Source organism: Leptospira alexanderi serovar Manhao 3 str. L 60, from assembly GCF_000243815.2.
In the GTDB taxonomy this organism is placed as follows: Bacteria; Spirochaetota; Leptospiria; order Leptospirales; family Leptospiraceae; genus Leptospira; species Leptospira alexanderi.
In genome coordinates this window covers 1-13722 of the sequence record NZ_AHMT02000020.1, presented here as the reverse complement: position 1 = coordinate 13722, position 13722 = coordinate 1, and the positions used below count along the sequence as shown (strand labels likewise).

General features: G+C 42.3%; 11 protein-coding genes and 1 pseudogene. 7 read left to right on the top strand and 5 right to left on the bottom strand.

Features of this window, described 5'->3' with window-relative positions:
* Positions 1-257 precede the first annotated feature (257 nt).
* From len to LEP1GSC062_RS07100, 5 genes are all read left to right on the top strand, one after another.
* A complete protein-coding gene (len, locus tag LEP1GSC062_RS07120; protein WP_010578626.1) occupies positions 258-959 on the top strand; it encodes an endostatin-like outer membrane protein, LenA/LenB family in 702 nt (233 codons plus the stop codon).
* A 185-nt stretch (positions 960-1144) separates the two neighbouring features.
* The gene (locus tag LEP1GSC062_RS23600; RefSeq protein ID WP_010578625.1) at positions 1145-1333 is read left to right on the top strand and encodes a hypothetical protein; all 189 of its coding nucleotides are present in this window, start codon (positions 1145-1147) and stop codon (positions 1331-1333) included.
* Complete coding sequence (locus tag LEP1GSC062_RS07110; protein WP_010578624.1) at positions 1330-1941, top strand: hypothetical protein; 612 nt, start codon at positions 1330-1332, stop codon at positions 1939-1941. The genes LEP1GSC062_RS23600 and LEP1GSC062_RS07110 overlap by 4 nt, the downstream gene beginning before the upstream one ends.
* 6 nt (positions 1942-1947) lie before the next feature.
* Complete coding sequence (locus LEP1GSC062_RS07105; RefSeq protein WP_020983847.1) at positions 1948-4899, top strand: efflux RND transporter permease subunit; 2952 nt, start codon at positions 1948-1950, stop codon at positions 4897-4899.
* Between the two features lie 13 nt (positions 4900-4912).
* Complete coding sequence (locus LEP1GSC062_RS07100; RefSeq protein ID WP_010578623.1) at positions 4913-5491, top strand: MXAN_6521/LA_1396 family lipoprotein; 579 nt, start codon at positions 4913-4915, stop codon at positions 5489-5491.
* A gap of 205 nt (positions 5492-5696) precedes the next feature.
* Here LEP1GSC062_RS07100 and LEP1GSC062_RS07095 read toward each other — a convergent pair whose 3' ends face one another.
* From LEP1GSC062_RS07095 to LEP1GSC062_RS07080, 4 genes are read right to left on the bottom strand one after another with little or no spacing between them, the layout of a single operon-like run.
* Positions 5697-6683: an adenosine kinase gene (locus LEP1GSC062_RS07095; protein WP_010578622.1), complete on the bottom strand. Its 987-nt coding sequence runs from the start codon at positions 6681-6683 to the stop codon at positions 5697-5699.
* A gap of 4 nt (positions 6684-6687) precedes the next feature.
* The gene (locus tag LEP1GSC062_RS07090; RefSeq protein WP_020983839.1) at positions 6688-7590 is read right to left on the bottom strand and encodes a 50S ribosomal protein L11 methyltransferase; all 903 of its coding nucleotides are present in this window, start codon (positions 7588-7590) and stop codon (positions 6688-6690) included.
* A complete protein-coding gene (locus LEP1GSC062_RS07085; RefSeq protein ID WP_010578620.1) occupies positions 7587-8357 on the bottom strand; it encodes a PrsW family glutamic-type intramembrane protease in 771 nt (256 codons plus the stop codon). Before LEP1GSC062_RS07085 ends, LEP1GSC062_RS07090 begins: the two co-directional genes overlap by 4 nt.
* On the bottom strand, positions 8354-10036 hold the full coding sequence (locus LEP1GSC062_RS07080) for an energy transducer TonB family protein (protein WP_010578619.1): 1683 nt from the start codon (positions 10034-10036) through the stop codon (positions 8354-8356). The genes LEP1GSC062_RS07085 and LEP1GSC062_RS07080 overlap by 4 nt, the downstream gene beginning before the upstream one ends.
* 113 nt (positions 10037-10149) lie before the next feature.
* On the opposite strand from LEP1GSC062_RS07080, the gene LEP1GSC062_RS07075 reads away from it, so the two are divergent.
* Positions 10150-11544: a glycine--tRNA ligase gene (locus tag LEP1GSC062_RS07075; protein WP_020983863.1), complete on the top strand. Its 1395-nt coding sequence runs from the start codon at positions 10150-10152 to the stop codon at positions 11542-11544.
* Between the two features lie 291 nt (positions 11545-11835).
* Positions 11836-12273: a dUTP diphosphatase gene (gene dut, locus LEP1GSC062_RS07070; protein WP_010578617.1), complete on the top strand. Its 438-nt coding sequence runs from the start codon at positions 11836-11838 to the stop codon at positions 12271-12273.
* Between the two features lie 350 nt (positions 12274-12623).
* Here the strand turns inward: dut and LEP1GSC062_RS21285 are convergent.
* Positions 12624-13722: pseudogene (locus tag LEP1GSC062_RS21285) on the bottom strand (IS5 family transposase); the annotation flags it as partial.

The window sequence follows — 13722 nt, the reverse complement described above, 5'->3', positions numbered from 1 at the left end:
CATTTCAAGAAACGTAAAGTTTCAGCAACAGTTCGCATCCTATAACATGATCTATTTTTAATGCGATCAGAACTTTGGATAAATTATTCGCATTCAAAATTATTGAATCCTTTTTTCCCAATCGATCATGAATTTATTTCCAAATCATGAAAATAATTCAGCGAAGTCTGTTCTTTAAATTCAAGTTCGCTCGCTTTCTTTTTGTATTCAAATCGAATCAATCTCCAAAGCAAACGAACTCAAATTAAGGAGACAATATGTTTCAAAAAATGTTTCTAACTCTGCTTACGGGATCCGTTGTTTTGACTCTTTACTCATGCGAAGATAAAAAAGAAGATAATATGGGAACTCTTTTCTTTCTTCTATCCGCAAGCGGAGTATTAGGTTCTTCCCAAGCCTCCACAACCCCCACTTCCTGCAAAAATGAAGCCTTTTGTAGAACCTTCATCGCTACAAACAACGGAGCTGGTTACAATGGAAATTTAGGCGGTATATCGGGAGCGGACGCGAAATGTACCGCCGCAAAACCTTCTACTCTCAAAGGAACTTACAAAGCCGTAATCGTTGCAACCGGCGTTCGGGAAGTAGTTTCAGCCCTAGACGGTTCGCCATCTACGAGGGACTGGGTGCTCTATCCAAATAAACAATACCGCAGAAGCGACGGAACCACGGTTACGTTTACCACAAATGCAAACTCGATGGTAACTGGAAATTTAGAGAACGGAATCGACTCCGGGGCTAAAAAATATTTTTGGACGGGTTTTTCCCATCCAGATGCTGGCGCATTCTTATGGGAAGCGATAAATACTTGCAATCAATGGGCGGATGCAAATGGAGGTGCGATGGGAACAACGGGAAACACAACGTCCACAAACGCCCATCTAACTCCCGAAGGAGCTTTCACCATAGACACTCAAGCTTGCAACTCGAACCTTAACCTTCTCTGCGTAGAGCAGTAACTTTTTCAAAACATCGCTCTCAATCCGTAGTAGAGCGATGTTTTTCTCCCGGAAATAAATAAATTCTATTGCAGAACTCTTTCTATTTGTTTGAAATCTTTCTTAAATTTTTTTTGCATAAAAGATTCAGGATACGGGTCCCAACCTTGGAAATACCAGCACACAAAGAAATCTAACGCACAACTTTGTCGGAATCGATTGCCAAAAACCCTTATACAAGATTTGAAAAGAAAGACGGCAAGCCTGTACTTCTACAAGATTTTATTCCGTTTGACTTTCCCTTATCGATTCAAAAAACTGTAGGAAGCTCCGACTTATTCCTTAAGGGCAAGAAACACACTTCGGATCTTTACAATCTACAGGTAACTTTGTGAAAAAAATAATTTTCATTCTTTTCGTCCTATCTCTGGCATTACCTTCCTTTCTAACCGCACAAAGCAGTACGGAAGCGTCCAATCCTTCTTCGGCCGAAACCGGAACGACAACCGAAACCGCTCCTTCCGACGAAGAGCAAATCGTTTCCACTGTGAAAAAGCTTATCGGTTTCATTCGTTATAAAAAGAACGATAAGGCGATCGCAATCATACACGTAAAACAGTTCAGTAATCAGCTCTTAAAATCCTTCGGTAAAATCGGTGACTCCGATCGCAAAGAATTCGAGGAAGCAATCGGCGAATTCATCGTCCACCGTAGTTTCCCGATCGCATACAAATACTTCGACAAAATCGACATCAACTACGAAAAACCGACCATCAAGGGAGATAACGCAACCCTCGCCTCTTCCATCATTTGGAGCGGTTCGGAAAGAATCACTTTTTCTTGGATCCTAACGAAGATAGAAGGAGCTTGGTATGTCACCGACTTCTTAAACGAAGGAAAATACGCTTCCGAAACCAACCGGGTGAAATCGGTGGATCCTTCCATCAAAAAGAACGGAATCAAACAAACCATCGCTTTGATCAGAAAAGAAGCTAAAAATTAAATATCAATGAGACAACTTCTTTCCGGAATCACAGACTCCATTCTCTTAAACCCGATCCGTTCCTGCGGCGTACTTGCCGTTTTTCTTTTCCTCTCTTTCTGGCAAGCATCCAAACTGACGGTGAACAGCAATAACTTGGATTTGCTTCCGAAAGATAATCCTTCCGTCGTCAAAACCCAGAAAGTGATCGAGATGATCGGAGGAAACGGATTTTATATTCTCAGCATCAAGTTCAAAGACGAAAAGGGAATGACGGAGCATCTGGTCAAAGCCTTTGCCGCAAGAAAAAAAGGACAACCCGAAGTAGTAGAAAAGGAACTGAAAGAAGCAGAAAAGGTCAAACAACAAAACGTTACCTATTATAAAGAAAGGGAGAATGCGATCAAGAAAGCTTCGGACGTACTAAACGAAAGACTCCTGAAGGAAAAAAAATTCGTTCAATATATCTCCTACCGCTACAACGTATCCTTCTTACAAGACAGACTTCCCCTATTTTTAAAAACCGAAGATTTGTTAGAAGTGCGCAAACGGGTCAAAAGAAAAATCGACGAGGAAGTAGAAAGAGCCAATCCGTTTTTTATCAAACTTTCCGACGAAGAATACAACCCGGACTTTAGCGATATCCTTTCCAAATATCAGAAACTTGCAAAAAGAGATATATTCGACGAATATAATATATCTCCGGACAAAGGAATGTTGATTTTTTTGATCAAACCCGCAGGGTCTTTCACTGACATAGAATTCAATATCGCTCTCGACAAAAAAATCAAAGAAATTGTGGCCGAACTCGCTTTCGACAAAAAGGGAATCCAAATCGGTTATACTGGTACTTATAGATTGCATCTGGACGACTACGAGACACTGATGGCGGCTCTGAAACCGATCGCAATCACTTCGTTTATCGGGATCGCGGTGCTTTTGCTTTTCTTTTTTAGAAATCCTCTTTTTATCCTGATTCTTCTCGTTTCTCTTCTTTCTGGAATTTTATTTTCTTTCGGTTTGACTACGATCGTAATCGGTCAGCTCAATTCGGTGACCAGTATCATCGCATCCATTTTAATGGGACTCGGAATTGACTATGGAATTCAGTTCTTATATCGTTTTCGGGAAGAATTCACCCGTGGTCAGGATACCCTTCGTTCCATCAAAGACACGATCTATCATACCGGAATCGCATCCTTTATCTCAGCTCTGACCACCACTTCCGCCTTCGTTGTGCTTGCGTTCTCCGAGTTTCGAGGTTTCAGCGAATTCGGAATTATCGCTACGTACGGAATTTTGATCATCGCGGTTTCAATGTACGGCGTAACCGCTCTTCAGATCACCCTTCTTTTTCGTCTGTTTCCCTCTCTCAAAAACAAATTTCTACTTTCGGCAAAAGAACAAACCACCTCTCCTCTTCTTTATCGCTTTTATAAAAAACCGGGTCTTTTAACGTTAGTTGTTCTTGCTATCGTTCTAGTGATTTCCTTTTTCAACTTCAGCCCCGGAATTAGGTTCAACTACAACGGACGGGATCTGATGGTGGATAATCTGGACTCGGTCAATCTCTACGACGAAATCGGAGATAGATTCGATATCAGCTCCGATCCTCAGGTAATCGTCGTGGATACTCTGGAAGAATCGGAAGCCGTTTTCGATTACATGACGCCTGTACCGGACGAGATCGCAGGTTCCGTGGATCAGGTGGTTTCCCTTTGGAACTTCCTTCCTCCAAAAGGGCAACAAAGGGAAAATTTAAAAATTCTGAAACAACTTCGATCAGATATGAAACCGGTTAAAGCGGGTTTTTTAAAACCGGAGCAGAGAAAATATCTTCCCGTAGTCAAAAAATATCTAAACGTAAACGAATACTCTCTTTCCGAAGTCCCTATCTATTTCAGTTCTCAGTTTACGGAAGTAAAAGGTTCCAAAGAAAAGGGCCATCTCGTATTCATCTATCCTAAAGTAGCTCTCTGGCACGGACAAAAACTTCTCAAGTTCTTCGACGCAGTAGGAGAATTACATTATCCTAAACTATCCAGAAGAGTGTTGAACACTCTACTTTACGATTCGAACGGACACAGAGCCGTTGATCCAATCCGTGATCAATGGACTCCAGCAGAAAAACGCCTGATCGTAAAAACCCTGAATACGTATTCCGCGCCCCAATTTAAGAATTTGGGACTTTTAGACGGAACGATCTCTTTTATCTTAAAAACGAGACCGTTTTCCGACTTGGAGCAGGCAAGATCTCACAAATACGTTTCCAACACCGCGGGAAGTTTGATTCTTTTTGCGAACCTCATCAAGATCGTTCAAAAAGAAGGAGTGGCCGCATTTCTAGTCACTCTAATTCTCGTAGTCATTGTATTGATTCTCTTTTTCAGAGGAATCGTTCCCGCTTTGATTTCTTTGATTCCGCTCGTTCTCGGAATTTTCGTCACTCTCGGAATCATGGCGTTGTTTAGAGTTCAATTGAACTTTATGAACGTTCTGGTGTTTCCGGTCATCATAGGTTACGGAATTCAGAACGGAATCTATATCTATTATAGATTCAGAGAGGATCACGATGTGATACGCGCCATGTCCATGGTCGGTCCCGCGATCATCGCATCCACGTTAACCACACTTGTGGGATGGAGTTCTCTTTTAATCGCAGATCAAAAAGGACTCAAATCGATCGGTATTGTAGCGAGCATCGGGATCGCCTCTTCCTTGCTCATCGCACTCACTCTCGTCCCTGCCATTCTTGAAATCGTCTATCGTTCCAGAAAAGAAGAGGAACAAGAATCCAAACCGGTCGGTTTCGGAGAGGGAGAGGAAGAATCGACTTTTCCCGCTGCGGATCGAAACGTTTTGGAAACCTCGTCGTCCAATCTGAAAACGACAAGAAGTCGGGAATCGGTTCCTTTCAAAAAGAAAAGTGCCAAGAAAAAAGCGATCGTTTCCAAAAAAACGGCACCAAAAAAGAAATAAGGATCACATTAGAATGTTACGATATTCTTTACTATTCCTCTCTCTGGCCTTAACGATTACGAATTGTACAGTCAAATACGTAAAGACGGGGCCGACTTGGGAAAAGGAGCTGACCACGTTCAAACGATTGGCGGTATATGTTCCAGCGGTAAGTGAAGCGGGCAACTCTGAAAAACAGTTAGCGGCAAAAATCGCAGAGAATTATCTTTCTCATCATAAGGAATTTATCATATATCCGTTTCGTTCCGGAAACGGAACCTGCGGGGGCTCCGGTAAAAAAGTTCAGGGAATTTTTCAGCTGAAGATCCGCGAAAAAGAAACTTCCGATAAGGTGGAACTGAGCGCGCTTGGAAAAGTGATTCATTGCACGAAAGGTGAAACTCTCTGGGAAGGTTTGGCTGAAGATTCTTATCCCAAAAACATCGGAGAAAATCAATCTCTCATCAACACATACACGCAACTTTACGGAAAGGAAATCGCCGGAAAAGTGAATCCGTATTTTTTACTGCTTCAGAACCTTTTGGATAAATTGGACAGTCCTATTTTGTCGGAAGAGGAAAAAGACGAGAAGATCGAAGTGGAAGCGAGATGAAAAAGCCCGCTCTTCTATATCCTAAGGTTTTCAACAAAGTTTTACTTGCACATCGCCGCGGAAATTGACTCCTCGCCTTTTCCATTCTTCATTTCCACAAGCTCTAAGAAAAAACGAGTTATTAAGCAGACAAAACAAGTACGAGCTTGGTTCCGCCATTAGACTTTGCTAAATTAGAAAAACAGAAAGCTCGGTACATCAAAGGTTACTTTAAAATCTCGTCCTGACGTCCCATCAAGTTGATTCCGAGCCTCGGGCCGATCTCTTGAACGATTCGAGAAGCGACGTAGTTTCCCCAACGAGTGGACTTCTCCAAACTGAAACTGTGAGTGAGTCCGTAGAGAACTCCAGCGGCAAAACAATCACCTGCACCGGTCGTATCGATCGGTTTCGTTGGAAATCCACCAACGTGAGTAACGACTCCGTTCTCCGCAAAATAGGCTCCATTTGCGGAATCGGTCATAAACACAAGAGGAGAAAGACCCGCGATAAACTTAAGAGCTTCCAACTTGTCTTCTTTTTGAGAAAGGGCTTTGGCTTCTTCCGCGTTGCAGAAAACGATATCGAAGTAATCTTTTGTTAAACGAACAAAGTCTTCTCTGGAACGATTCACACAAAACGGGTCGCTATATGTGTAAGCCACTTTGACTCCGTTCTTTTTGGATTCTTCCATTGTCAAAAGAGAAGCTTCTTTGGTTCCCTGACCATCCCAGAGATATCCTTCGATATAGGAAATGCTGGAGGACTTGAGTTTGTCCAAATCTACATCCGTTTTTTGTAATGTGATGGAAATCCCCAAGTGGGTGAGCATCGTTCTTTCGGCGTCGGGAGTGGTCAGAACGACGCAGGTTCCGGTATGTCCCTGATCTTCGGGGGCCACTTCGAAAAAAATCCCGGCGCTCTCCATGTCCTTCTTATAAAATTCTCCGTAAGTATCCTTGGAAACTTTTCCGGTGTAGGTTCCGGTTCCTCCGGAATTGGCGAGTGCAATCATCGTGTTTGCCGCGCTTCCCCCGGAACGAAGTTCCTTTTTGCTTCCTTCGAGAGCGGTCAAAACCTCTCCTTGTTTTTCGGAATCGACCAAGGTCATGATTCCTTTCTCAAATCCTAAACGTTTGATAAAAACGTCTTCCGTAGGAACTAAAATATCCACGAGTGCGTTGCCGACTCCGAATACGTCGTAGTGTTTCATCGATTTATCCTTTCCTTTTCCATTCGATCAATTCCCAGCCGGTATCTTCCAGAAAGAAAACACCTTCTCCTCCCACCGCGTCTTTCAGAAGTTCCAAAAATTCCTCCAACCGTTCGGTGATAACTCCGCTGAATAGAAAATGATCGGTTTCAATAGATGCAATTTTTTGAATATTCGCTTTTAATACGGCAAACGTGATATTAGCGATCAAAAGATCCCATGTTTGTCCCTGGATCTTTTCATGATCGAAACTACCCTCTTCCACGGCTAAAACTTCCGAGGAAATATCGTTTTCGTCCCGATTGAAAACAGCGGATCTCACGCTGTTAGGATCCACGTCCACTGCTAAAATCGAGGAAGCTCCCGACTTCGCCGCGGCAATGCTCAAAATCCCGGAACCGGTTCCCACATCCGCAACCTTTTTACCGGAAAGATTCAAGTTTCCCATTCTTCCCAAAACAAGACGGGTCGTCTCGTGATGTCCGGTTCCAAACGCAAGTCCGGGATTGATGAGCAAAGGGAAAATCCCTTCGGGAGTTGTGCCTAACGCGGTGTCCTTTTCCCAAGTGGGAATCACCCGATAGGAACCCACGATAAAAGGTTTATAAAATTCTTTATAAGTTTCCTCGTATTCTTTGGTCTCGATCCATCTGGATTCCAAAAAGAAACTTTCACCCGCGTTTGCCTTTAGATAGATGAGAATTTTGGTTTCGTTCTCGTTGTCTTCTTCCGCGAGATAAACGCGGAACTTTGTGTCGTCCGAAATGATTTCTTCGTGAGGAGCGCGCGGAACTTCTCGGTCAAACAGAATTTCGTAATATCCCACAACTCCTATCCCATCTAAAAAAGTAGTAAAGCCCTCCGCGATTTCTTTAGGGATGCTTAAAATGATTTCTCTGTACTTCAAATCGTCTCTCTGGTCTCATCCAGAATTTCCGCATCGACCACAGTGTCACTTAGGTTTTCATCCTTTAGGATGAAAGCCCGAAAGTCTTTTGCGATCCAAACCCAAATTCCCACAAAAAGAGCTGTGGAAAGCCAACCGCCAAACCTCGATTGAGGAAGAACGAAAAAATTGAAAAGTCCGTGTTGAGATACCGCGAGTAAAAAAGCCAAAAACAATGCGAGTGGCCGATCCTTTGGTTCTTTTCGATTGGATTTTACGAACGCTAACGCAAAACATAGATTGATGAGAAAATGCGCGTTCGAAGACCGGATTGTTCTTCCCACAAACATCGCGATTCTATCTTCTTCCTTTGCGGAGAAGATATAGTTTGCGTTTTCAATTCCCGCAAATCCGAGCGCGACAAATCCTCCGATGAGAACCATTTCTTTTTGAAACTGATATTTCTTCCAATCAAACGCGAAAAGAAGTCCGCAAGAAAGGATCAAAATCCCTTTGCAGAATTCCTCCATCATCCCCGCTTGGATGAACGCGATATGCGCCGTTTGTGTAAGAATGTGCCCGCTGCGTTTGGGCGCCGCGATTTTTACGTCCGGCCAAAAGATCGGATGCAGTTTCAAAACGATTTCCGTAGATAAGTAACCTAGAAAAAAAGCGAAAAAAATAAGTATGATCTTCTGTCTTGTAATCTTTTCCGGAAACAACAAGATCAAAAAAAATCCCCAAGGAAAAATGGAAAGAAATCCAAGAAGCGCCACTTCAAGGCTCATAACTCCTCCATATAACGCCCGTCATACATCGTAACAAGTTCTTTTTGAAGAGGAGTAGGCATCGCTTCCGGATCGATGCTTCCGTTCCAAAAAAGTTCGGTCACTCGAACATAACCTTTCGTTCCCGGCGGAGGCATCAAAGGAGAAAGGCTTTCTATCAGCTCCAAAGTCATCTGATCCTGTTCGGGATATCCGGATGCTTCGACCAAATCCACGTCCACAACTTCTCCGTCGGGAGTGACCGTATACGCGACCACGGAAGAATAATTTCGCGGAGCTTGCCTCCAGTATTCCATAAAAGATTCGGGGCCGCGCATTTTCGCGGAGATATAATTCGAATACGTGGAAGGTAATTTCTTTCCTCGAACCTGCCTGACTTCTCCCTTAATTCTTCCTTCTTCCGCGGGTTTATCGTCTGGGACCTTCTCCCCCTCTTTTTGAGTCGGAGTTTCCGTTCCCGATACGACTCCTCCGTTTAGGCCCTCCACTTCGTTCGGAAGATTGGGATCGATAAAATAGAATTCCAAATTCTCCGGAGTAAAATGAGTTCTTTGTCTTTCCGATTCCTTTTGTTTATTCTTTCTCTGAAGAGTTACCGGTATGATCAAAATCAAAGACATTAGAATCAAATGGAGCAGAACACTATATGATAAATTACTAATAAATGTACTTCTCGGAGTCATATCGTCCGGTTCCGAACGAAAGGCCTTACCCAGTAGAAACTTGGAAATGATATGAATTCCTATCATTCCCCCTAGAAAAATCAAAATCGGAATTACACTCGAAGTGATCTTAAAGAAAGTTTGATCCCGGATCCCCGGTTTTAAACCCATCGACATGAGAAAACGAATTCCATCCGCGGGTTCGAGCCAGGAAAAAAACGAAGTCGAGAGAAATAATAAAAAAAGAAGATATAAGAACAGAATCGAAAAACCTTTCCAGAGATTTCCGATATAAATATGACCCCATCCCGGAAAGATCCAGTCTCTGAGTTTCGAGTATTTCCGTTTCAGAAGTCCCCACTTCCCCCCAAAACCAGAATGACGCGCAACCCTCGCCTGTTTTTCAAAAAGTTTCCAAGGTCTTCTGAACAAGAAGAATTGTTTTCCCCTACTTAAAAGCGTGTCCCCTGCGATCAAGATGGAAAAGAAATAAAGGAAACTATCTTCTAAGATTCCGAGTTGTCCGTATTCCAATCGATACGGATCTTGAAAGACAAGTCTCGAAGTTAGATAACCCGCGACAAGGAGGACGAGAATTTTATAATGAATTCTTTCTATCTTCTCTTCCGGAACGAAAACTTTGGAGTGAGATTTAGACTTACGTTTCCTTTGTATTTTGAGATTAACGGAATGAGCGATTAGAACCAGAAGTCCGACCAAAACATAGAATCCGATCAACCACTCCCCCAAATCCAAAACGAGAGTTCGGACAAAAGTTTCCACAACCGGAAAAAGAATCGCCGAGACTTCCAAAGGATAAAGAACGATCCAGCAGGCAATCTGAAAGAGTAAAGAACCAAAGGCAGAAGAACGAACTTCTCTACCTTTGGGAAAGGCAAAGAGTACACCGAGAGGGAAAAAAATTCCCAATCCCAAAAAGGGGGAACTCCAGGATAAGAAATTGACTCCGAAGATGACTAGTTTCTTTTTCAGGCAAGGTCTCCTTGGACGTTGCAAAACAGATTTCTATCAACCATTGGACCCGGACAAGGAGCATAGGCAAACAGAAATCCTTCGAAGAGAAGAATTAAAATACTTTATTCCGAAGTCCCGAACGAAATTCTGGACGCATGGAAAAGAAAGAAAGTCTCGATTCTTCATTGAAAGAAATCGTATCCGTTTGCAAACGCAGAGGGTTTGTCTATCCCGGTTCTGAAATTTACGGAGGACTTTCCAATACTTTCGACTATGGTCCTTACGGCGTAGAACTTCTCCAAAATCTGAAACAACTCTGGTGGAAATTTTTTGTACATCTCCGAGAAGACGTGGTAGGTCTTGACTCTTCCATTCTTCTCAACCCGAAAGTTTGGGAAGCATCCGGTCACGTTTCCAACTTCACCGATCCTTTGATTGATTGTAAAAACTGTAAGACCCGAATCCGCGCGGACAAGTTCCTAGAGGATCAAAAAGGGGAAGGTTTTGCAACGGGTTTAACTCTCGAAAAGATGAATCAAGTCATCAAAGAAAATAACTTCTCCTGTCCGAGCTGCGGACAAAGAGGAACATTTACCGAAGCACGGGACTTCAATCTCATGTTCAAAACTTCTCACGGCGCGAGTGCGGAAGATTCCTTGGATATTTATCTCAGACCGGAAACCGCTCAAGGAATCTTTTTAAATTTTAAGAACGTGGTCTCCACCACCAGAAGAAAGATTCCGTTCGGAATCGCTCAGATCGGCAAATCTTTTCGTAACGAAATCATGGCCCGTCAGTTCGTTTTTAGAACGAGGGAATTCGAACAGATGGAAATGGAATTCTTTTGCGAACCGGGAACTCAGAAAGAATGGTTTTCTCACTGGGTGAATTATTGTATGAATTGGCTCGTCGAACAGGTGGGAATCAAAAAGGAAAATCTAAGAATCAGAGAACACGAAAAGGAAGAATTATCTTTTTATAGCGAAGGCACTTCCGATATCGAATTCAAATACAACTTCGGATGGGGGGAACTCTGGGGAATCGCCTCCAGGACAGATTACGATCTGAATCAACACCAAAACTTTTCCGGCGAAGACCTGAAATACCAGGATCAGGTTCAGAATAAAAAATACGTTCCTTTTGTCGTTGAACCTGCATTAGGTGCAAACAGACTTTTTCTCGCCGTCGTTACCGACGCTTACGAAGAAGAAAAGCTTCCGGATGGGGAAATAAGAACCGTCCTTCGCTTTTCTCCCAAGATCGCCCCAGTTAAAGTGGCCGTTTTTCCTTTGATGAAAAAAGACGGATTGCCTGAAAAATCCAGAGAAATTTTCGCGGACCTTTCCAAGCTCGGAAATATTGAATACGACGACAGCGGCGCGATCGGGAAACGCTATCGTAGACAGGACGAAATCGGAACTCCTTTTTGTATTACAGTAGATTATGATACTCTAAAGGATGATACCGTTACCGTTAGAGAAAGGGACAGCATGGTTCAGGAAAGAATTCCAGTGGCCCGTCTCAGGAACTGGCTCTTTGAGAGACTATAAAATGGACATCCGTTCGATTCATAAACGATATGATCGAATCCATGTTATATTCGATTTCTGAGCACCGTGAAACAGAACATAGGAAGTCGCGCCAAAATTCAATTACGGAACAGCTAACGGCAAAACAGAGCTTGTTAAAATTGCGGCATTTATCAGAATTTCATAATATAAACTTTTAATTCCACAGATTTAAAAATTGTTATCGAAGTTCTGGAAAAAATTCTGGAATTCTCTTTACCGCCGAAACAAGAGAATCCTGTCCGTTTTTAAAAGTAGGAGAACAAAAAACGCATGAAAATTTCGGTTCAAAAATTAAGATCGAATGCCGAACTTCCGGTATTACAGACAAAACACGCGGCGGGTTACGACGTTCACGCTTGTTTGGATTCAAATCTAATCTTGGAACCGAACAAAGTGGTTCTCGTTCCAACCGGACTTTCTTTTGCAATCCCTCAAGAATATCATTTTGAAATTAGACCCAGATCTGGATTTTCGACGAAAAATCAAATCTTAATTCCAAATTCTCCCGGAACGATCGACAGCGATTACCGAGGGGAATTGATGATTCCTCTTTTGAATCTAGGAAACGTTCCTTTTGTAATCGAACATGGGATGAGAATCGCTCAACTGCTCATTCGTGAAACTTGTTATGCGGATTGGGAACTGGTTTCCGAATTTACAGATAAGACAGAAAGAGGGACAGGCGGATTCGGCTCCACAGGACATTAGAAACCATCTCAGTCGCCATATTTTTTAGAAAAAAATAATATACTAAAATACCTGTAATACTCGCTTCCGCCACGATTCGTTCCGAAAATGATCGGATTGATAAAAGGAAGTAGAAGTTTTAGAGAGATACCGTCATGCGCACTTTACAAAAACCTCAGGGGGAATACTGGCATATTGATTCTATCTTGGACTTTCAAACAATCCCATCTGGACAGTGGAAATAATTAACGTGAGTTCGGCCTAAGGAGGAAAAAAGAGAAAAATCTTGTACAGAAAAGCGCCAGATCACATATTGAACTAAATTTCCAGCAAGAAAAGGGTTAAATAGTCGTCCCTGAAAAAGTGAGCTCCTAATTAAAATGGTTGCACCAAAGAGAAATTTGAAAAAGGCGCACGCGAAAAAGAGAAATTTGATCCAGAAACAAAAAGAAAGCTCGGAATAGCTTTCTGAAATTACAACCGGCAGCGGATAGGATGGCATTGATACGATCTCCTTCTTGACCTTTCAGAAAGTTCCGATCCATCTTGTGACCCTGTTTCAAATGAGAAATGATCGGTTCAATAGCGGCTCTTCTGTTCATCCATTTCCTTTGCCAACGAGACATTTTCTTTCTGCTTTTATTGGAAAGGTGAACTTCCACATCGACCGGATGATGATCGTTTCCTTTGTAACCTTGATCCACATAACACTCCTTAGGTCGAAAGCCGGTTATCTTTTCCATCTGGTTGATGGCATTCTTCAAAGTATGACCGTCATACGGATTACCGTGCAAGGCTTGAACGCCAACAATCCAATTGGATTTACTGGTAGTAACTAAACTTGTCTTACAACCGAATTCATACTTCTTATGAATTTTACCTTTAGAGATACACTCCACTTCCGGAGCATGAACGCTGTAGATTTTACCTTTACTATTTTTTTCTTGCGTTAGAATCTTCTCGGAAATTTCTAAAAGAGATTGAAGTCGTTTATTAGGATTTTCTACTTTTCGCTCTATGTCGCGTTTTACTCGAGCTAAATACGTTTTTAAACGTTTCGTTTCTTTCTTGGCCCGTTTACTTTGTTTTGCATGTGAATAACGTCCTTGTTTAATGAGTGCTAATTTACTCTTTCGTTTATAACTTTGTCTTAGTTTGATGCCTTCTTTTACGGCTTATTCAACTAACGTGTCTGGCTTTATGATACAGCTTCGCATCCGTTGGAAAAGTGATCGCTTTCTCCTGAACCGTCGTATCTACATTCACTCTCGTAAATTCTTGATGCGTTATCTGACCTTCTCGTTGTCCTAACAAGATTGTCTCTTCTAAGAATTTCTCTACACCTTCACTGCCGATTCGTTTTCTCCATTTTACTAAACTCGTCGGATCACAAGGAAAATCGTGTTCGAAATATTCATTCCCGCAGAAATATTGCCAATAGGGATTCTCTAAATATTTTTCTACTACACC